The organism is Arthrobacter sp. NPDC055585, from assembly GCF_053619115.1.
Genome location: NZ_JBSHIT010000003.1, coordinates 189143 through 208566, shown reverse-complemented (window position 1 = coordinate 208566; position 19424 = coordinate 189143). Strand labels below are relative to the sequence as shown.

The following is a 19424-nucleotide window of genomic DNA, read 5'->3' as shown; positions in this document are numbered from 1 at the left end:
CCGGCTGCATGCCGAAGTCCGCAGTGCACATCAACCCGAAAGAGGAGTTAATGACCCCCGAGACGATGGCTGAAGCCCAGCCGGGCCCCGAGGAAGTGTGTGCCATAGCCGAGTCCCACGGGCTGCATCTGGAGCCGGCAGGCGTGGAGTTCAACGAGGCAGGCCTCGATTACCGGGTGGCGTTTGCCACCGAAAAAGGAAAGGAACAGAAATGGGTGCTGCGGGTCCCCAGACGCCCCGACGTGGCTGCCGGCCAGCCTGGTGAGCGTGCCATCCTGGACTTCGTCCGGCCGCAGCTTGGCGTCGCTGTACCGGACTGGCAGATCCAGGAAGCAGACCTGGTGGCTTACCCGCTCCTTCCGGGAAGGCCGGGCCTGACGGTCGGCCAAGGCAATCAGCCGGACTGGCACTTCGACCCGTCCTCCGCTGAATACCTGGAATCACTGGCGGAGTTGATTGCTTCCCTGCACAGCCTTGACACGGCTGCGGCTGCCGCCGCCGGCATCCGGACCGAAACTCCGGAACAAGTCCGCGGGTACTGGGCGAACGCACTTGATAACGCGCTCGCTGAGTTCCGGATTGATCCCGGGCTGCTCGACGGCTGGCGGCGGTGGCTGGACGATGACGGTCTCTGGCCCCAGCGCACCGTTCTCACACATGGCGAGCTGTATCCGGCGCACCTGCTGCTTGATGAGTCGGACAGGATCGTCTCGGTGCTGGACTGGACTACGGCCAAAGTCAGCGATCCGGCTCTGGAATTTATGTACGTCCAGCTCATTTCGCCCGACTCCTTTGATGAAGTCGTGCGCCGCTGCCAGGACGCGGCCGGCACCGCCGAGCCGCGCCTGGCAGAGCGCTGCACCGCCCTCATTGCGGCCGGGCCGCTGAACTACGCGATGTTTGCGCTGGCTACAGGCCAGCCCGAACACCGCGAAGCTGCGCAGGCCCAGCTGCTGGCGGTCTAGGGACTGCGCCTTGATCCGGGCTTGTACCTAGCTCTGGGCCGGGGCGTCCTCAGCCGGTGCTTCCTCTTCGCTGTCCGGGTGCCCGTGACGGTGTCCGTCGCCGCCGCGTTCCCCGCGGCCGTCCCTGGCGTCCTGCTTGCCGGAATCGTCCCTGCCGGAATCGTCCCTGCCGGGTTTGCCGTCATGGTCCGGCCCGCCGTCATGGTCGGGCCGCTCCGGACGCGCCTCATCGGTGCCCTCGCCGCCGTCGTTCTTCTGGGCGTCCTTCTCCTGTGAGTCGCCGTCCTGTGAGTCACTGTCCTGCCGCTCGCTGTCCCGGGGCAGGTCCGAATGATCCCCGCGCTCGGGGCGCTCGGGGCGTTCGCCGTCGAGTTCCGACGTGACTGAGGCGGGCTCAGTATTGTCCGCAACGGCCATACCCGTGAAGAATGTGCCGGTCAGCAGTCCGGCAGCTGCCAGGCCACTGGCAATCCAGACAATGATCTTCTTGGCTTTGCTGCCAATCTCCATGGTTGCTTTCACCTTCGCAAACAGAGTGTGGATACCTACGCTTTCTATGCAACGCCGTCTTTCTTCGAAGTTTCTTAGAGGCAGGCATCAGTCCAGCGGCAGGCGGACCGTCAATGAAGCACCCCGGCCATGGCTGGGTTCTGCCTGCACCGTACCGCCAAACCGGTTGGCTATTTCAGCAACCAGCGCGAGGCCCAGGCCATAGTGGCGGGTGTGCCCGCCGGAGGTTTCCCGAGCCGAGGAGAAGCGTTCAAACATCCGTCCGCGCAGTTCACGGGGAATTCCCGGGCCGTCATCGGAGACGCGGAGGACGCCGTTGCGCCCGCTTGCCGATACCTGTACCCACACAGTGGACCGGGCATAGTCCGACGCGTTGGCCAGCAGGGCGGTGATGACCCGCTGAACTGCCGCCGGAGCAGCACGGACCCGGACCGGGGAACCTGGAACATCTAGCCTGAGCTCCAGGCCGCGGTCCCGCATGGTGGTGCCAAAGGCCCGGGCAGCCTGTTGCGCGGCGGCGCCCAGGTCAACCGGCTCCGGGGGCCCTGCACGGCGCGGATCCGCGGACTCCAGCAGGTCCTCAAGGATTCCGGTTAGAACACCCGTGTCCGCGATGATTTCATCCAAACCTGACTCCACAAATTTCTGCGGACCGCACTGCGCCTCCGTTCCTCCCCCGTCAGACCGGGAAGCCAGACGACGCCGAAGCAGCTGCGCCCGGGTGCTCAGCAGGGTCAGCGGAGTTCGCAGCTCATGGCTGGCATCGGAGACGAACCTGCGCTGCAGGGCAAGCGCCTCGACCAGGGGACGCATCGCGGCCCGCGCCGCCAGAACGGAGAACAGTGCCGCCACCACCGCGGAAAGCAGCACCGCAGACACCAGGGCCAGTACCAGCCGGTCCAGCTGCCCGCGGGTTTCGGAGGTATCAATCGCCGCCTGGACTATGTCCCTTCCATCAGGTCTGGTCAGCACGCGGAAAGTGGTGCCGGACGCCTCGACGGTCTCTTCAACTTCCCCGCCCCCTGCAGCCACAGCGGCCAGTGACTCTTCAACCGGCAGACCTTCGGGCATGTCCCTCGATACGGTGAGCCTGCCCCGGTCATAAACGGCAAGGAAGATGTCCAGCGGAGCATCCCGCGGGTTATCCAGCGCCGCAGCTGATTCCAGGCGGTCCTGCAGTGCCTGTTCAGCGCCGGCGGCGGCGAGGTAGTAGACAACAACTCCGGCCAGTGAGAGAAGCACAACGATCAGTGCCGTGAACTGCACTGCGAGCCTCCGCGCTGCCCGCCGCGGCTCGGCGTCGTTCCCTTCACCAGCCCCAAACCATCGCCGCCTCACGCCGTCTTGCCCAACCGGTAGCCAATTCCGCGGACCGTCAGGACCGAGGCTTTCCCGAGTTTTCGGCGGAGGTAATGGACGTAGGTGTCCACTACGCCGTCGTCGTCGGCATCCGGAAACACAAGGTCGTGGAGATCCTCCCGGGGAAATACCTGCAGCGGGCGGCGCGCAAGCTCCTCCAGAAGCGCTGACTCCCGCTCGGACAGCACCACCACCGCTCCTCCGGGCTGGGTCACGGTCCGGCCGGTCGTGTCAAACATGCCGCCGGGAACCGGCAGCACCGGCAACTCCTGTGCCGTGCGGCGCCGGAGCACACGAAGCCTGGCCAGCAGCTCCTCGACGTCGAACGGTTTGCCCATGTAGTCCTCCGCGCCGCGGTCCAGGCCTTCCACCCGGTCCGACGGATTCCCGAGCGCGGAGAGTACCAGGGCCGGTACCGCGACTCCCCTGCTCCGCAGCCGGGCCAGGACATCCAGGCCCTCGATGGCAGGCAGTCCGCGGTCCAGCAGGAGGACATCGAAGGAGCCGGTGAGGCCCTCGTGCAGGGCGCGCTGCCCGTCATGGGCAGCGGTCACGGAGTACCCCTCGGATTCAAGGATTTCCGTCAGCATCTGCGCGAGGCGCCGGTCGTCTTCCACCACCAGGATCCGCGGTTGGTCCTCCATCTTCGCGAGTATAGGAGCGGCCGCTGCCGCCTGCGCGCGCAACGGCTGGTATACACTGTAAACACCACCCGATTCCCAGCACCGTCCGGAGGTGACCCGGTGGGAGCGCACCAGCCCCTCAGCCCCTCTGTCATAGCACGGGCCGGTGCCCGGATAGCGGACACCGACGGCCTTGAAGCTGTGAGCATGCGCCGGGTCGCGGGTGATCTCGGCGTCTCCGCCATGGCACTCTACCGCCACGTTGCCGACCGCGGCGCACTGCTGCTGCTTATGGCCGACGCCGTTCGGGAGGACACGCTCGTGCCTGCCGGCGACCACACCTGGCAGTACCTGCTGGCGCACATGGCGAACGTCCAGTGGCGGACCTTCTCGGCGCACCCCTGGCTGCTGAGCATCATCCTGACTCCGCGCCGCCTGGTGAATATGGCAGCTCCGGGCGATGCGGAGCGCCTGCTCTCCACCCTCGCAGCAGCAGGACTGGAGGAAGATGAAGCCTTCGACTGTCTGCTGGGCGTCTCAGCAGCCGTCATCGGAACCGCTGCCATTGCGGCGGCCGCGGGCGACGGGCCGGGCATTTCGCCGCTGCAATCCGGGGACGGAACTGAACCGCATCCCCTGGCCGAACGCTTCCAGCAGCGCGGCATCAATTACCGGACCTCACGGCACTCCCTGGACTATCTGGTGGACAGCTTCATCCGCGGCATCGAGTCCCGCCTCCCCAATTCTCCGGACCCCTCCAAGGACCCGGTTCTACGGAAGGAAAACCATGCAACTGAAGGATAAGACCGCAATCGTCACCGGCGGCGCAGGAGGTATTGGCCAGGGAATCGTCCGGCGGTTCCATGCCGAAGGCGCGAAGGTAGCGATTGTCGACATTGACCAGGCGCAGGGTGAGAAACTGCTGGCGGAGCTGGAAGGTGAAGCCATCTTCATCGCCAAGGACATCTCCGTTGAGGAAAACGCCGCTGCGATTGTCGCCGAAGCCGTCGAGCGCTTCGGCGGCCTGGACATCCTCGTGAACAACGCCCATGCCTCCAAGCAGGCGTCCATTCTGGAAACCACCAAGGAAATCTGGGACCTGTCCTTCAACACCGGGACACTGGCAACGTTCTACCTGATGCGCGCTGCCTATCCGGAATTGAAGAAAACACGCGGCAGCATCATCAACTTTGCTTCCGGTGCCGGCATAAAGGGCCTGCCCAACCAGGTGGCCTATTCGGCTGCAAAAGAGGCAATCCGAGCCATTACCCGCACGGCAGCGAATGAGTGGGCGCCCGACGGCATCCGTGCCAATGTGGTCTCTCCTGTTGCGCTGACGCCGGGCATTGTGCAGTGGAGCAAGGCGTTCCCGGAGGCGTACCAGGAAGTGGTGGACGGCGTTCCCCTGGGCCGGCTCGGCGACCCGGAAACCGACATTGCTCCCATTGTCGCCTTCCTGGCCAGCAAGGATTCCCACTACCTGACGGGCCAGACCCTCATGGCCGACGGCGGCTCCATCAAGCTGTACTAGGCCGCTCTAGCCTGGAACAACCGCTGCGGCGTAGCTGGTAACCGAGGAGGTTGCGAGGAGGAACTCGACCGGCTCACCAACACTCAGCGAGAGCTCTGCTGCCGCAGCGGGACTGATGTCTGCCGCAAGGCCGGCGCCCCGGACCCTGATTCTGTCCCCCTGCGGTTCCAGGTCGGCTACCGCTGCCCGGAGGATCTGCGTCCCCGGGTCCGTGGATCCGGAAGTGCCGGCCCTGCGCACCGAAACGGCCGACGGCGGGAAGACAGCCAGTGCGGCCTCGCCGTCCACTGCTGTGCCCGCCGCGTCCGGCACTGCAAACTGCAGTCCCCCGGGAGTGACCAGACGCCCGCCGCTGAGGTTTCCGCGCACCAGGTTGAGTCCGGCAAGGCTGGCGGTGAAGGCGTTCCGCGGGCGGCTCAGCACCTCTGCGGGCGGTCCGGACTCCACGATCCGCCCGTCCTGCATAATCAGGACCCGATCTGCGAGGGTGAGGGCATCGAGGACATCATGGGTGACAATCAGTGTGCTGCGCCCGGACAGCACACGCTTGAGCAGCCTGCGCATCAGCGGAACGGTTTCCACGTCCAGGGCAGCCATCGGCTCATCCAGCAGCAGCAGGTCCGGCTCTGCGGCGAGGGCCCGGGCCAGCGCAACCCGCTGTGCCTGCCCGCCGGAAAGTTCCCCGGGCCGTTTGGAGGCGAGGGCAGCGGCATCCGCTTCCTCCAGCCAGTGCCGGGCAGCCAGACGGGCCGCCCGGCGGTTTGTTCCCGTGCTGCGCGGACCGAACGCAACGTTGTCCTCGGCACTTAGATGAGGAAAGAGCAGCGCCTCCTGGGCAAGGAGCGCGGTTCCGCGACGGTACGCCGGGAGGGATTCACCTTTGCCGTTCGAAAGGCGGAAGAGTGTGGTGCCGTTCAGCTCGGCCTCGCCGCTCCGGGCCTGGACCAGGCCGGCGAGCAGTGAGATGACGGTCGATTTGCCGGCCCCGTTGGGCCCGAGCAGGGCCACAGTTTCCCCGTCCCCTACCTCAAAGCCGACGTCGATTCCCCGCTCAGGCAGCTCGGCCTGCATCTTGAGACCCATTAGCTTGCTGCTCCGGACGGAGCCCTGCCCCTGGTGGACGGCCGGGCCGCAGCTATTCGCCCCGGGGCGGACCGGTAAGAGAGTCCAACCACAACCACAGCCACCACCACCAGCAGAAGGGAAAGCGCCACCGCGGCGTCGGCGTCGCCCTCCCGCTGAAGGTAGATCTCCAGCGGAAGTGTCCGCGTGACGCCCTGCAGGCTTCCTGCGAAGGCGAGAGTAGCGCCGAACTCGCCCAGGCAGCGGGCAAAGGAGAGCACCGCACCGCTGGCCAGGCCTGGCAGGACCAGCGGCAGCGTAACCCTGCGCAGCGCCGTCCAGGGACGGGCCCCGAGGGTAGCAGCAACGGCTTCGTAGCGGGTTCCGGCGGTCCGGAGTGTTCCTTCGAGGGTCAGGACCAAAAAGGGCAGCGCTACAAAAGTCTGGGCCAGCACTACCGCTGCGGTGGAGAAAGCGACCTGGACTCCCAGGATTTCGAGCGCTCCGCCCAGGAGTCCCTGCCGGCCAAATGTATACAGCAGGGCGATGCCGCCCACTACCGGGGGAAGGACCAGGGGAAGCAGCACCAGGGACCGGAGCAGCCGTTTCCCCGGGAACCGCACCCTGGCCAGGACCAGCGCCAGCGGCACGCCCAGGAGGATGCAGAGCACGGTGCTCGCCGTGGCCGTGCGAAGGCTCAGGGAGAGCGCGGCGAGTGAGGATTCGGACGTCACCAGCGGGATGAACTCCGCCCAGTTAACCTCTGCCGTGACGGCCGCCAGGGGAAGCAGGAGGAACAGAGTCCCGGCCACGGCGGCGGCCAGTACCCAGCGGGGCAGCTCTACCGTGCTGTTAGGGGAGGCCAAAACCGGCCTCCTGAAGGACACTTTGTCCGTCGGCGCCCTGGATATACCGGACAAAGGCGTCCGCAAGGTCCGTATCAGCAGAGCCGGCCAGCCGAACCAGCGGATAACGGTTCACAGCATGCCGCGCTTCGGGAAAAGGTATCTCCTGGACGCTGTCTCCAGCCGCACGTACATCAGTGACGTAAACCAGACCGGCATCGGCTTCTCCCGAAACGACCTTGCCCATCACCCCGGCCACCGAGGTTTCTTCGCTCACCGGCGAGAGACTCACTCCGGCTGCTTCTTCCAACGTGGCGGCAGCAGCGCCGCAGGGAACCTGCACTGCACAGACCACTACCTGCGGCCCGGCCTCAGCCAAGTCCACGAACCCGGTAATTCCCGCCGGGTTTCCGGGCGGGACGGCGATGGTCAGGGTATTGGTTGCAATGTCCTGCGGGTCCCCGGCGGTCAGTCCTGCGTCCACCACCTTGGCCATATTGGCCTCGTCTGCGGAGGCAAAAACGTCGGCCGGCGCACCGGCGACCAGCTGTGCGGCGAGGTCCGCGGAGCCCGCCAGATTCAACCGGACTGATGTGCCGGGGTTGGCGGCTTCGAAGTTCTCCGCCAGTTCGCTAAAGGGTCCGGCCAGCGACGCTGCCGCAAACACCGTTACTTCGCCGCTGCCTGCCTGCGGCTGCGCGGACTGGTTCGAGCAGCCCGCCAGGCTCAGCAGCCCCGTGAGGAGCGATGCGGCGATGACTGTGCCGGAACGGCACCAGTTCACGGCTGCTTCTTTCCCGGCGGCATTTCCACGATGACGTTGGTTGCCTTCACCACGGCGGTGGCAGTGGAACCTGGTTCCAGGCCGAGTTCGCGTACTGCCTCCGAACTCATCAGTGACACCACCCGGAAAGGACCGCACTGCAGTTCCACCTGGGCCATGACCTTGTCCATGACGATTTCAGTCACGAGTCCCACGAACCGGTTCCGGGCTGAGCTGGCGATTTCCGTGGGATCATCCGGCAGCTGCGCCTGCCGGCGGGCGAGCTGGGCCAGTTCGAGGCTGTCGATGATCTGCCTGCCACTGGCGTCCCGGCGCCCCGTCAGGGTACCGTTCTCAATCCAACGGCGCACCGTGTCATCACTGACACCAAGGAACCGTGCCGCTTCGGCAACTCTCAAGCTAGGCATGCTACGACCATAACTCCGCAGATGCGTTCACTTCCACAAATTCAAGGGATATCTGCGGGAGATCTTTTCAGCACGACCGAAAACCACCCACTGATGGAACGGGAAGGAGCGGACGGCATGGAGGCCCAGAAGCACCTCCTTGGACGTTTCAGCGCGCGGCTGGAGGGTGCAGGGTGCGTCTTTCCGTTCGAAGAAGCGGAACTCCTGCTTCGCGGGGCTTCCTCAGCGGCAGAGGCGGAAGCCTTGCTCCAGCGGCGGGTGGACGGGGAACCGCTGGAATACGTGCTCGGCTGGGCAGAGTTTCTTGGCCGGCGGCTGCGGGTGGTTCCGGGTGTGTTTATCCCCCGCCAGCGCACAGAATTCCTGGCCTCAGCGGCACTCGAGTCGGCCTCACGCCGGAGTAATCCTCTCATCCTGGACCTTTGCTGCGGCAGCGGCGCACTGAGCGCGGTCTTTGCCGCTGCACTTCCACAGGCAGAACTTCATGCTGCGGATCTGTCGCCGGCGGCCGTCGCAGCGGCCCGGTCCAACCTCTCCGGGCAGGCCCGGGTCCACCAGGGAGACCTGTTTGAGGCCCTGCCGCGCCGGCTGCGCGGGAGCATCGACGTCGTGGCCGCCAATGCTCCCTACGTCCCTACGGAACAGCTGCCCTTCCTCCCCCGTGACGCCCGCATCCACGAACCTGCCGAGGCTCTGGACGGCGGCTGCGAAGGGCTGGAGCTGCTCCGCCGCATAGCAGCGGACGCGCCTGAGTGGCTGAGCCGGAACGGGGAGCTGCTGGTCGAGTGCAGCAGCGGCCAGGCATCGGACCTGGCCAGGGATTTCGACGCCGCAGGTTTCGACGCCGCAGTCCGCACCGACCCGGACACTGGTACAGCGGTGGTGTCCGGCAGGCTGAAGAGCGGGCTCGGCTAGGCTGCGGGCTTTCCGGCCTGGGCAGTGCCGGCATCCGGGTCAGCTCCGGCGTCGGCCTCAGTTCCTGCTTCATCCGGTTCCGTTCCGGCGTCGGCCTTTGGCGCGGGTTCCGGAGCCGGCTTCCTGTGGCCTGCCAGGTACTCCGCAATCCGGTTCACGGCGTCGCGTATGTCCTCTTCGGCGGGCAGGATCACAAACCGGAAGTGATCCGGCTCAGGCCAGTGGAAGGCCGTTCCCTGCGAGACGAGGATCTTCTGTTCCTCGAGCAGGTCCAGGACGAACTGCTCGTCGTCGTCGAACGGGTACAGCGCACGGTCCAGCTTGGGGAACAGATACATGGCCCCGGAGGCAGGGACGCAGCTGACGCCGGGGATCTCGTTGAGCAGCCGGCAGGCGAGGTCGCTCTGTTCGGCCAGCCGTCCGCCAGGCTTCACGAGGTCATTGATGCTCTGGTATCCGCCCAGGGAGGTCTGAATGGCGTGCTGCGCGGGCACGTTGGCACACAGGCGGAGGGACGCCAGCAGGTCCAGTGACTCCCGGTATCCGGCGGTGTCCGCACGCTTGCCGGTCAGGGCCACCCATCCGGCCCGGTAGCCGGGCATCCGGTAGGCCTTGGAGAGTCCGGAGAAGGTGAGCACCGGAAGGTCACCGGCCACAGATGCAGTGTGAATGTGCTCTGCTCCCCGGTAAACGATCTTTTCGTAGATCTCATCAGAGAAGAGCACCAGATTGTGGCGCCGGGCCAGGTCGGCAAACTGTTCCAGGATCTCCCGGGGGTAGACGGCGCCGGTTGGGTTGTTCGGGTTGATGATCACGATCACCCGCGTGCGGTCCGTAATCTTCTCCTCGACGTCGGCCATGTCCGGCCACCAGTGATTGTCCTCGTCGCAGGCATAGTGCACGGCTTCACCGCCGGAGAGCATCACCGATGCTGTCCACAGCGGATAGTCGGGAGACGGAATCAGCACCTGGTCACCGGGCTCCAGGAAGGCCTGCAGCGTCATTGAAATCAGCTCGCTGACGCCGTTGCCGACCCAGATGTCCTCCACGCCGATCTGCATCAGGCCGCGGGTCTGGTAGTACTGCGAGATAGCGGTGCGGGCAGAATAGATGCCCTTGGAATCGCTGTACCCCTGGGCACCGCGCAGATGGTGGATCATGTCCACCACGATTGATTCCGGAGCCTCCAGCCCGAACGGTGCCGGATCGCCGAGGTTCATCTTCAGGATCCGCTGCCCTGCCGCCTCCATCTGCTTGGCGACCGCTTGTACGGGCCCCCTCAGGTCGTAGCGGATGTTCTGCAAACGGCTGGAATTCTGCATCGGGGGCATAGTCGGATTTTCCCACCACGGGGGCCACGGGCCAAACCGGCTCCGGAAATGACCCCTTCAGCCGGCAGCCGCGGCGCCGCCTACAGTGCGCGGGCTGCCGCGTTTTCCACGTCCGCCGCCGCTTCACGGATACCGCGCGCCCGGTCGTAGAGGACCGAGAACAGCAGCGCCAGCACCACCGCGATGAGGATGATGACGCCCATCCCGATCAGCCCGGCCTGCAGGCCCGCGGAGGCTTCGGCGTCGTAGTAGAGAATCGCCTTGTTGGCGATCGTCATCTGGTACAGGGGTTCACCCCGGGCAATGAAGGCGAAGAAGCCGGGCAGAGTCTCCAGCGGTACCACGCCGGTAGCGGCCGGCAGCCCCATGAACACCACATAGATCAGGGACAGCACCATGCCTGCGCTGCCGAAGATGGTGATCAGCGCGAACGTCACCGCAGAGACCGTCACGATTGAGAGCCAGGTGCTGAAGAAGAACCAGCCGCCGTGCGGGATGGGCATGCCTACGGCATTGGCCACCCACATCATCAGCCCGGCGGTGGGCAGCCCGGCCACGACGGCGATTCCCCACTTGAGCAGGAAGTCCACCCAGCGTGCCGGGAGCAGTTTCGGGCCCAGGACGTAGCGCGGGCCCAGTTCCACAGGCAGCACGCCCACGCGTGAATCCACCAGGAAGTGCAGCGTGACGGACCCGCTCAGGCCCACCACCATCAGCAGGACGGAGTAGAAGAAGGCACCCATGCCCAGCGCCGCGCCGTCGGGAGGTTTCTGGAACGCCGTTTCCGTGATCTGGATCGGATCGCGCAGTGCCTCCGCTGAGGTTCCGGTGATTTTGGGTGCCAGCTGTGCCTGCACTTCGGCGGGCACTCCTGCCTCGGTGAGTTCGGCGTCCTGGCGTTCGGTCGCCTCGCCCTGCGCCTGCCGCGCGGTTTCGTCCAGCTGTTCGCCCAGGCTGGTGCTGGCCTGCTTCAATGCCGGTTCGACGGCGTCGGCTGCCAGTTCGCTGGCCAGCGGGCTCGCCAGCGGATTGGTGTAGAGCGTGATCTGCGGACGGCTGGCATCGCCGTCGGTAAGCGAGGAGGAAACCAGAGAGACCGCGGATTCGGAGAAGTCCTCCTCCACCACTACGGCGGCGAAGACCTGGCCGGTGCGCAGCTGGTGCTGGGCGTCGTCCCAGCTCAGCGGGCGCAGCTCGATCTTGTCCGTCTTAGAGAAGTCCGTCTCCATGGTGCTGGTGAGGTTCTCCCCAAAGTTCTCCTGGCCGGTGGGGGTGTCCGCGCCCTGGTCACGGTTCACGACGGCGACCGGCAGGTGGTTGAGATTGCTCTCCGGACTGCCCAGCCCGCCAATGTACAACGCGGATCCAGCTCCGCCCAGTATGAGCAGGACCAGCAGCGGAAGCAGCCACGTGCGGGGTGAGAAATAGGCTCCCGCCCGGCTGCCGTGCTGCCGGGGGTCTGCGGTGGATTGTGCGCCGCGGCGTGAGCGTGGTTCGTGTGCGGGCATGGGAACTACCTCCCGGGATGCCGCGCGGTGTTACCGCACGTGCCGAACGTTGGGGGAAGCACTATCCCTATTGACGGTACGTGCAGCCTTGTCCGGCGCACAGACTCGGAGTCTCCGGGACCGCTTGTCCGGCTGAAGTTTTCCCTGCCTGGTTCCTGCTAGTCCCTGCCGCGCGGGCCGTGGCGGTGTGGGTTTTCCTCCGCCAGCTTCGCCAGGATCCGCTCAAGTTGGGCGCGGTCTTCGTCGGAGAGAACGGCGAAGTACTCATCCGCCTGCCGTGCACGGTCTTCCCGCACCTCGGAGCGCATGCTCACGCCCTGCTCCGTCAGCGTGATCAGGGTGGCCCGGCGGTCTGAGGGATCGGGTCCGCGCTTCACCAGATCCTTGGCCTCAAGCTGGTCCACCACTTCGGTGGCTGACCGGGGCGCGATGCGGAGCGAGTCTGCCAAGTCCTTCAGCCGCAGGCCGCCGTCGTTCCCGCTCCGTGCCACGGCGTTGAGCGCGCGGAACTGGTGCGGGGTCAGGTCGAACGGTGCCAGCTGCTTGATCCAGCGGCCGCGCAGCCCGCGGAAGGCGGCGTGCATCAGCTCGCCCAGGGTGGCAGAATCTACGGACTGTTGCGGCATGTTCCCCAGTCTAGTCATTCGGTGAGGAGCCACACTGTGAGGTAGCCGCCGTATCTGTGCGCACATGTAGACTCCGGCCAGCGACATAAGCCAGCTGGCCGCCCGAGGAGGAGACCCTTTGCGAGAGTTCCTGAAGCTCCCCCGGCCGGTCTGGAGCTTTGCCGGTTTCCTGATCGGATGGCTGATTCCACTGGGGGTAGTCCGCTTGGTCAAAGCCGATGTTCCGCTGCCCGTGGCTCTGCTAACTCTCCTAGTCGGGATCATATTGGCGGTGATTCTCTACATCCACCGAGCTCAGTGGCGATCCTCCGACCGACTGGCGGACAAACAGCGGGAAGAGGAGGAGCAGCGCCGGCAGGCCATGGCGTACGAGGAAGAGCTCGAAGCGCGAAAGAGGGAGTATGAGGCGTTCCGGCGGCGGAATAGCCCGGATGCCTAGGTGTGACCGGCCGATCCGCGACTAGGCGGGTTTCGGCGGGCTGAAAAGGGCCAGGCTCATAAAGACACTGTTCGGATCCTCCCGGTACTCGCCGAAGGGAGGGCACACCACGAACCCGGCACTCGCATAGAGCCGGCGAGCCGGAGCGAAGAAGTCCATGCTTCCGGTCTCCAGAGAAATCCGCTGAACGGACCTGCCGGCTGCATCCTCCAGCAGATGGTCCAGCATCAACCGGCCCAGCCCCCGGCCACGCAACCCGGGAGCCGTGCGCATTGACTTGAGTTCCTCGTGCCCCGGTTCCAGAGCTGCGAGGGCACCTGTCGCGGCGATGGATTCTCCGTCCCAGGCTACCCACAGTCGAACAGACGGCTGGCTGAGAGCGTTCAGGTCCAGGGCATGCCGGCTCTCGGCCGGCGCAGTGGGCCGCATTTCATCCAGGTGGGACTGCAGGAAGGAAGCCAGGCGCGGATCAGAAAAATCCGCGCGGCACACCGAGATCGTCATACCGTTCAAACTACGGGCAGCTGCCCACTTCACACCTTCTGTGACATCACACTCACATCTGCCCACTAACCACATAATGAGGTAACCTCTATATATCCGGTCGACTGACGCCACCGCGCAGACCCGGATTCGCACAAGGAGGAACCTTTGGCCCTACCCAACACCCGCGAACGCCCAGGCGCCGGAATGCCCGACGGTCCCGGCGCCGTGCCCGGCACCTCCGGACCGGGCGGAGGAGGCGGCGGTGGCGGCGGACGCGGACCGGCCCGCCTAAACCCGGCAGATAAGAAGCAACTGAACCGCCATCCGGTCAGCCTGCGCCGCATCGCCGCACTGTTCGCACCGCACAAGCGGACGATCGCCGTCGTTATTGCCCTGATCTCCGCAGCATCGGTCGTCAACCTCGCCCAGCCGTTCCTGGTCCGCGCCGTGATCGACGACGCGCTGCCCAGCCAGAACCTCCGACTGCTGGTCTTCCTCACGGCCTCGATGGTCGGCGTCGCGGCGCTGACCAGCGCGATCGGCGTCGTGCAGACCTGGCTGGCCACCAAAATGGGCCAGCGCGTCATGCACACCCTGCGGGTGAAGCTCTTCACCCACCTGCAGGCGCAGTCCCTGGGTTTCTTCACCCGCACCCGCGGCGGCGAGGTCCAGTCCCGCCTCACGCACGACATTTCCGGCATGCAGTCCGTGGTCACGACGACGGCGACGGGCGTGGCAGCGAACCTCACCGCCACGATCGCCACGGCCGCCGCCATGGTGGCCCTCTCCCCCGGACTCAGCCTGATTTCCCTGGTAGTGTTGCCGCCCGCCATCTGGCTTTCCCGCAAGGTCGCCCGGCTCCGGCGCACGGTCACCGACGAACGCCAGCGCGAACTCGCCGCCCTGCATACCCAGGTCGAAGAAGGCCTCTCCGTCTCCGGCGTCCGGCTCGCCAAAACGCTGGGAACCATCCCGCGCGACGCCGCACGTTTCACCGCCCGCTCGGAGAACCTGGTGGGTCTGGAACTGCGGAGCCAGCTCGCCGGACGCTGGCGCATGGCCACCATGCAGGTGGTCTTCGCGGCAATCCCCGCCGTGATTTACCTGGCCGCAGGTTTCCCGGCCACGAGCGGCGGCATGACGATCGGAACGCTGGTCGCCTTCACGGGGCTGCAGGCCGCGGTATTCCGGCCCGTGATGGGCCTGCTGGACATTGGCGTCCAGTGGGTCACCGCCCTGGCCTTCTTCAGCCGCATCTTTGAATACCTCGACCTGGAGCCGCAGCTGAAGGCGCCGGAGCATCCGGTGCGGCTGGATCCGGACCGGGTCCGCGGCGAGGTCCGTTTTGAGGACGTGGAATTTGCGTACGACGGCGGCACAGCGGTCCTGCGCGGCATTCACCTGACGCTGGCGCCGGGAACAACCACCGCGGTGGTGGGCGCCACCGGATCCGGCAAGTCGACGCTTGCCTCGCTGGTTCCGCGGCTGAACGATCCCGGACACGGCCGGGTCACCATCGACGGTGTTGACGTGGCCCAGCTGGCGGCGGAAGACCTCTCCCGGATTGTGGGTGTGGTGTCGCAGGAGACGTACCTGATCCATGCCTCGGTGCGGGACAACCTGCTGCTGGCCAAACCCGATGCCTCCGATGAAGAGCTGCTGAAGGCACTCGCTGCAGCGCAGATTGCTGACGCGATCGGCGCACTTCCGGAAGGGCTGGACACACTGGTCGGCGCCCGCGGCCACCGCTTCTCCGGCGGAGAGCAGCAGCGTTTGGCGATCGCACGGACCATCCTCCGCAATCCCCCGGTCCTGGTGCTGGACGAAGCCACCTCGGCCTTGGACAACACCACGGAAGCCCAGGTGCAGCTGGCACTGGAAAGACTCTCAGCGGGCCGGACGACGCTCACCATCGCGCACCGGCTCTCCACGGTGCAGAACGCTGACCAGGTGGTGGTGCTGGACGCCGGGCAGATCGTGGAGCAGGGAACTCCGGCCGAACTGGCAGCGGCCGACGGACCGTTTGCCCGGCTGGCCGCACGCCGGGCCGAGGCGCCCGCGTTGAACTAGAACAGCAGAAGGCTAGCCCTGCTGGGCTGGCCTTCTGCTGTTTATGCCGGGACGTGCGCCTAGGCAGGTTCCTCCAGCACCGCCGTCGAACCCTGTGCCTCCTGCCGGGCCAGGGACTCGCTGATCCCTGGATGCCCGCCGCCGAGCCGGGCAAGGTAGCCGGCGAACCGGTGCAGGTCCTCGGTGGACCAGGAGCCCAGCACGGCCGGATCGAGCATGATCCCCGTCTGCACGGCTGTCACCCGTTCGGCGGCGGCCGGCGTCAGCACCAGTACCCGGGCGCGGCCGTCGGCGGGGTCAGGCTGGACTTCGATCAGGCCCAGTGTCTCCAGCTGGCGCGACTGCCGGCTGATGACACTCTTGTCCACCACCAGCTGTTCAGCCACAGCACCTGAGTGCAGCGGCCCGGACCGTTTGAGCAGTTGGAGTACCTTCAGCCCGAACAGGGACAGCGATGGATCCACTGCCCGGGCGGCCTCGCGCATCCTGGTGCGGACAACCTCGGTGAGCAGGCGGAGGTTCTGCTCAACCTCGCGCTGCGCCTGTTCACGGGAGGGCTTGTTCATTTTCCGGCGCGTTCCGCACCCGGCTGGGCAGAGGGAGCGGACGGGTCAACCAGACCGACGGATCCGGTTGCCGCCCCTGAGAGCGCATGTTCAGCGGATTCCGCCTCAACCGCGCGCTCTGACTTAGCGTCCCCTGGGGCGGTGTCTTCGCCCGCCGCTGCTGGGCGGCCGGCAGCCGCCTTGGCAGCAGCAGCGTTCTTCAGCTGCACGGCATTCTGGCGGCCCAGCTTGGCGTTCGGCAGGAAAACCACGGCAATCAGGGTGATGACGGCCAGCGGCACGCTGTACATGAACACGTGACCGACGCCGACTCCGTAGGCGCTTTCCACCAGTGTGGCGATCGCGGGGGGCAGTTCGGAGATCTTCGGGATGCTGCCACTGCCGAGGGCCGCCGCCGCGGCTGCCTGGTCAGCAGGAGCGAGGGCAGTGATGCCGTCCTTGATCTGCGAAGACACGATCGTGCCGAGCACAGATCCCAGGACTGAAACGCCCACGGTGCCGCCAAGGCTGCGGAAGAACGTGACGGCGCTGGTTGCGACGCCCAGGTTCTTCACCTCGATGGAGTTCTGGACCACCAGCACCAGGTTCTGCATCAGCATGCCCAGACCGGCGCCGAGCACGGCCATGTAGACGCCCACCAACACCAGGCTGGTTTCATACGTCAGCGTGCCCAGCAGGATGGTTCCCATCACGGTGAGCACGCCGCCGGAGATCATGATGGCCTTCCACTTGCCGGTCCGGCTGATGATGCCGCCAAAGAGGGTGGACGCGATCAGCAGGCCGGCCATCATGGGAATGGTCAGCAGGCCGGACTGCGTGGGCGTAGCGCCGCGGGCCAGCTGCATGTACTGGGCCAGGAACACCGAGGTGCCGAACATCGAAACGCCCACCGAGATGCTCGCCACGACGGCAAGCGTGAACGTGCGGTTCTTGAACATGGACAGCGGGATGATCGGCTCCGGGGACTTGAACTCCACCAGGACGGCTGCGATCAGCAGGACGGCGGACCCGGCAACCATCAGGAAGGACGCCAGGGAGGCCCACTCAAACTGGTTGCCTGCCAGGGTTACCCAGATCATCAGCAGCGAAACGCCGCCGGCGATCAGGACTGCGCCGAGGTAGTCGATGTGGACCTTGCGCTTGGCGTGCTTGGGCAGGTGCAGGGTGAGCTGCAGCAGGATGATTGCGGCGATCGCCACGGGAAGGGCGATGAAGAAGTTCCAGCGCCAGCCAAAGGCATCAGTAACGACGCCGCCAAGCAGCGGGCCGCCGACGGTACCGACGGCCATGACGGCGCCAAAGAGTCCGGCGTACTTGCCGCGGTCACGCGGGCTGATGATGTCCGCCATGATGATCTGGCTCAGTGCTGCGAGTCCGCCGGCACCCAGGCCCTGAAGGACACGGAAGACGATGAGCGTGCCGGTGTCCTGCGAGAAACCGGCCAGCGCAGAACCGAGCACAAAGATGCCCAGTGCCAGCTGGATGAGCAGCTTCCGGTTAAACAGGTCCGCGAACTTGCCCCACAGCGGCGTCGAAACCGTCGTCGCGAGCAGTGTTCCGGTGACCACCCAGGTGTATGCCGACTGGTCGCCGTCGAGGTCCGAGATGATCAGCGGCAGCGACGTGGACACCACCGTTCCCGCCAGGATCGAGACGAACATGCCCAGAAGCAGCCCGGAAAGGGACTCAAGCACCTGACGGTGCGTCATGGTTCCGTCGGGTGAAACCGTCCGTTTGGGCGTTTTCGACTTTGTGGGCTTCTGCGGCGGGGTGGAGGTATTAACTGCGGGGGGCATCGGACTCCTGCTGATAGTTGATTTAGGTCAACTATACAACTGGTTGCCTTAGACAACTACTTTCGTGCCGAAGAACACACGGTGCGGTTCCAAGACTGACCGGAACGTGAATCATCCCTGCCCGGCCCCGGCCGCGGGTAGGGTCTGTACTGACGGACATTCTGAGAAAGGACCCGCCCGTGGTCTCCATTGCCTGGTTCCGCGACGACCTGCGGACGGCGGATAACCCCGCGCTGCTGGCAGCAGCACACGAAGGCAGCGCCGTCGCACTCTATGTCCTGGACCAGGAATCACCGGGCATCCGCCCCCTCGGTTCCGCCGCGAAATGGTGGCTGCACCACGCCCTGGCGGACCTCCGGACTGACCTCGAAGCACTGGACATTCCATTGGTCCTGCTCCGGGGCGCAGCCGCATCGACCGTGCCCCGCTTTGTACAGGAGACCGGCGCTGACCACCTCTTCTGGAACCGGCGCTACGGCGGCCCGGAACGCGAGGTGGACACTGAAATCAAGGAATGGGCCGTGGACAACAACGTCCATGCGGAGAGTTTCCAGGCATCGCTGCTGCATGAGCCGTGGACGGTCCGCACCGGCGGAGGCGGACCGTACCGGGTCTTCACGCCGTTCTGGCGCACGGTGTCAGCGATGGATTTCCGCGCCCCGCTGGGTGCCCCCGGCAAGGCGGCCAGGCAACCGGACAATGTGCCCGCCGGAGAGGACCTGGCGGACTGGAACCTGCTGCCGGCGCACCCCGACTGGTCAGCCGGCCTGGCTGAAGCCTGGACCCCGGGCGAAGAAGCAGGGCTGCAGGCGCTTGAGGACTTCCTGGCCGGGCCGGTGCAGGATTACGACGACGGCCGCGACCGTCCGGCGAAGCCCGGAACCAGCCGGCTCTCCCCCTATCTGCGGTGGGGGCATGTGAGCCCGTTCCAGGTTTGGCATGCGCTGGCCCGGGTCCGGGGGAACGGTCCCGGACCCGATGTGTTCGGCACCGAAATCGGCTGGCGCGAGTTCTGCTGGCACCAGCTCTTCCACAATCCGGACCTGGCCACTCAGAACCTGAGGCCGGCGTTCGACGCCTTTCCCTGGGAGTACCCCGAGGCTGCTGGTCCGCAGACCCCGCCGGTGCTGCGCGGAAAGCCGGTGGACACATCGCCGTCGGAATCCAGGCCTGAGAACCTGGATGCGCTCGATGCGTGGAAGGCCGGGCTCACCGGGATTCCGCTCGTTGACGCCGGCCAGCGGCAGCTCTGGAGCATGGGCTGGATGCACAACCGGGTGCGGATGGTCGCCGCCAGCTTCCTGATCAAGAACCTGGGCATCCATTGGCGGGTAGGCGAGGAATGGTTCTGGGAGACCCTTGTGGACGCAGACCCTGCGAGCAATCCGGCCAACTGGCAGTGGGTTGCAGGATCCGGCGCGGACGCCGCTCCCTTCTTCCGGATCTTCAATCCGGAAACGCAGGCGAAGCGCTTTGATCCCGACGCCGCCTACATCTCCCGCTGGGTGCCCGATGCCCTGACCCCGGGCTATCCCGAGCCGCTGGTGGACCTGAAGGAATCCCGCCGGCACGCCCTGGACGCCTACGAAAGCATCCGCTGA

General features: G+C 66.0%; 20 protein-coding genes. 7 read left to right on the top strand and 13 right to left on the bottom strand.

Annotated elements, in window-relative coordinates; genetic code table 11:
* Positions 1-50 precede the first annotated feature (50 nt).
* Positions 51-965 carry a macrolide 2'-phosphotransferase gene (locus ACWGQ2_RS07250; protein WP_452015756.1) on the top strand — a complete coding sequence of 305 codons (915 nt, stop codon included), beginning with the start codon at positions 51-53 and terminating at the stop codon, positions 963-965.
* A gap of 27 nt (positions 966-992) precedes the next feature.
* On the opposite strand, the gene ACWGQ2_RS07245 is transcribed toward ACWGQ2_RS07250, so the two are convergent.
* The 3 genes from ACWGQ2_RS07245 to ACWGQ2_RS07235 all read right to left on the bottom strand — a co-directional run bounded on the left by ACWGQ2_RS07245 (position 993) and on the right by ACWGQ2_RS07235 (position 3478).
* A complete protein-coding gene (locus ACWGQ2_RS07245; protein WP_452015754.1) occupies positions 993-1475 on the bottom strand; it encodes a hypothetical protein in 483 nt (160 codons plus the stop codon).
* Positions 1476-1562: 87 nt separating this feature from the next.
* Complete coding sequence (locus tag ACWGQ2_RS07240; protein WP_452015752.1) at positions 1563-2741, bottom strand: sensor histidine kinase; 1179 nt, start codon at positions 2739-2741, stop codon at positions 1563-1565.
* A 68-nt stretch (positions 2742-2809) separates the two neighbouring features.
* Positions 2810-3478 (bottom strand): response regulator transcription factor, encoded by a 669-nt coding sequence (locus tag ACWGQ2_RS07235; RefSeq protein WP_452015750.1) that lies wholly within the window; start codon positions 3476-3478, stop codon positions 2810-2812.
* A gap of 99 nt (positions 3479-3577) precedes the next feature.
* On the opposite strand from ACWGQ2_RS07235, the gene ACWGQ2_RS07230 reads away from it, so the two are divergent.
* Both ACWGQ2_RS07230 and ACWGQ2_RS07225 read left to right on the top strand, forming a co-directional pair.
* The gene (locus ACWGQ2_RS07230) at positions 3578-4261 is read left to right on the top strand and encodes a TetR/AcrR family transcriptional regulator (RefSeq protein ID WP_452015748.1); all 684 of its coding nucleotides are present in this window, start codon (positions 3578-3580) and stop codon (positions 4259-4261) included.
* Positions 4245-4988 carry an SDR family NAD(P)-dependent oxidoreductase gene (locus ACWGQ2_RS07225; protein WP_452015746.1) on the top strand — a complete coding sequence of 248 codons (744 nt, stop codon included), beginning with the start codon at positions 4245-4247 and terminating at the stop codon, positions 4986-4988. The genes ACWGQ2_RS07230 and ACWGQ2_RS07225 overlap by 17 nt, the downstream gene beginning before the upstream one ends.
* Positions 4989-4994: 6 nt before the next feature.
* Here ACWGQ2_RS07225 and ACWGQ2_RS07220 read toward each other — a convergent pair whose 3' ends face one another.
* Genes ACWGQ2_RS07220 through ACWGQ2_RS07205 form a run of 4 tightly spaced genes read right to left on the bottom strand, consistent with a single transcriptional unit; the run spans position 4995 to position 8086 of the window.
* On the bottom strand, positions 4995-6071 hold the full coding sequence (locus ACWGQ2_RS07220; protein ID WP_452015744.1) for a sulfate/molybdate ABC transporter ATP-binding protein: 1077 nt from the start codon (positions 6069-6071) through the stop codon (positions 4995-4997).
* Positions 6071-6916 carry an ABC transporter permease gene (locus tag ACWGQ2_RS07215; protein WP_452015742.1) on the bottom strand — a complete coding sequence of 282 codons (846 nt, stop codon included), beginning with the start codon at positions 6914-6916 and terminating at the stop codon, positions 6071-6073. The genes ACWGQ2_RS07220 and ACWGQ2_RS07215 overlap by 1 nt, the downstream gene beginning before the upstream one ends.
* Positions 6903-7679: a molybdate ABC transporter substrate-binding protein gene (gene modA, locus ACWGQ2_RS07210; RefSeq protein ID WP_452015740.1), complete on the bottom strand. Its 777-nt coding sequence runs from the start codon at positions 7677-7679 to the stop codon at positions 6903-6905. The genes ACWGQ2_RS07215 and modA overlap by 14 nt, the downstream gene beginning before the upstream one ends.
* Entirely contained in the window at positions 7676-8086 is a 411-nt protein-coding gene (locus ACWGQ2_RS07205) for a TOBE domain-containing protein (RefSeq protein WP_452015738.1), read from the bottom strand. Before ACWGQ2_RS07205 ends, modA begins: the two co-directional genes overlap by 4 nt.
* Positions 8087-8203: 117 nt before the next feature.
* Between ACWGQ2_RS07205 and ACWGQ2_RS07200 the strand changes: the two genes are divergently transcribed.
* Complete coding sequence (locus ACWGQ2_RS07200) at positions 8204-9001, top strand: putative protein N(5)-glutamine methyltransferase (RefSeq protein ID WP_452015736.1); 798 nt, start codon at positions 8204-8206, stop codon at positions 8999-9001.
* Here ACWGQ2_RS07200 and ACWGQ2_RS07195 read toward each other — a convergent pair.
* The 3 genes from ACWGQ2_RS07195 to ACWGQ2_RS07185 form a co-directional block, all read right to left on the bottom strand.
* Positions 8998-10332, bottom strand: a complete 1335-nt coding sequence (locus tag ACWGQ2_RS07195; protein WP_452015734.1) for a pyridoxal phosphate-dependent aminotransferase — start codon at positions 10330-10332, stop codon at positions 8998-9000. The two genes, ACWGQ2_RS07200 and ACWGQ2_RS07195, sit on opposite strands and share 4 nt — an antisense overlap.
* Positions 10333-10412: 80 nt before the next feature.
* The gene (locus ACWGQ2_RS07190; RefSeq protein ID WP_452015732.1) at positions 10413-11840 is read right to left on the bottom strand and encodes a YhgE/Pip domain-containing protein; all 1428 of its coding nucleotides are present in this window, start codon (positions 11838-11840) and stop codon (positions 10413-10415) included.
* A 158-nt stretch (positions 11841-11998) separates the two neighbouring features.
* On the bottom strand, positions 11999-12466 hold the full coding sequence (locus ACWGQ2_RS07185) for a MarR family winged helix-turn-helix transcriptional regulator (protein WP_452015730.1): 468 nt from the start codon (positions 12464-12466) through the stop codon (positions 11999-12001).
* Between the two features lie 118 nt (positions 12467-12584).
* On the opposite strand from ACWGQ2_RS07185, the gene ACWGQ2_RS07180 reads away from it, so the two are divergent.
* Positions 12585-12905: a hypothetical protein gene (locus tag ACWGQ2_RS07180; protein WP_452015728.1), complete on the top strand. Its 321-nt coding sequence runs from the start codon at positions 12585-12587 to the stop codon at positions 12903-12905.
* Between the two features lie 21 nt (positions 12906-12926).
* Here the strand turns inward: ACWGQ2_RS07180 and ACWGQ2_RS07175 are convergent, their stop codons facing one another.
* Entirely contained in the window at positions 12927-13409 is a 483-nt protein-coding gene (locus tag ACWGQ2_RS07175) for a GNAT family N-acetyltransferase (protein ID WP_452015726.1), read from the bottom strand.
* A gap of 186 nt (positions 13410-13595) precedes the next feature.
* Here ACWGQ2_RS07175 and ACWGQ2_RS07170 point away from each other — a divergent pair, with 186 nt between their 5' ends.
* The gene (locus ACWGQ2_RS07170) at positions 13596-15461 is read left to right on the top strand and encodes an ABC transporter ATP-binding protein (RefSeq protein ID WP_452016072.1); all 1866 of its coding nucleotides are present in this window, start codon (positions 13596-13598) and stop codon (positions 15459-15461) included.
* A gap of 59 nt (positions 15462-15520) precedes the next feature.
* Here the strand turns inward: ACWGQ2_RS07170 and ACWGQ2_RS07165 are convergent, their stop codons facing one another.
* Both ACWGQ2_RS07165 and ACWGQ2_RS07160 read right to left on the bottom strand, forming a co-directional pair.
* The gene (locus ACWGQ2_RS07165; protein WP_452015724.1) at positions 15521-16027 is read right to left on the bottom strand and encodes a MarR family winged helix-turn-helix transcriptional regulator; all 507 of its coding nucleotides are present in this window, start codon (positions 16025-16027) and stop codon (positions 15521-15523) included.
* The gene (locus ACWGQ2_RS07160) at positions 16024-17736 is read right to left on the bottom strand and encodes an MDR family MFS transporter (RefSeq protein ID WP_452016070.1); all 1713 of its coding nucleotides are present in this window, start codon (positions 17734-17736) and stop codon (positions 16024-16026) included. Before ACWGQ2_RS07160 ends, ACWGQ2_RS07165 begins: the two co-directional genes overlap by 4 nt.
* A 266-nt stretch (positions 17737-18002) precedes the next feature.
* Here ACWGQ2_RS07160 and ACWGQ2_RS07155 point away from each other — a divergent pair, with 266 nt between their 5' ends.
* Positions 18003-19424, top strand: coding sequence for a cryptochrome/photolyase family protein (locus ACWGQ2_RS07155; RefSeq protein ID WP_452015722.1), 1422 nt, complete (start codon positions 18003-18005; stop codon positions 19422-19424).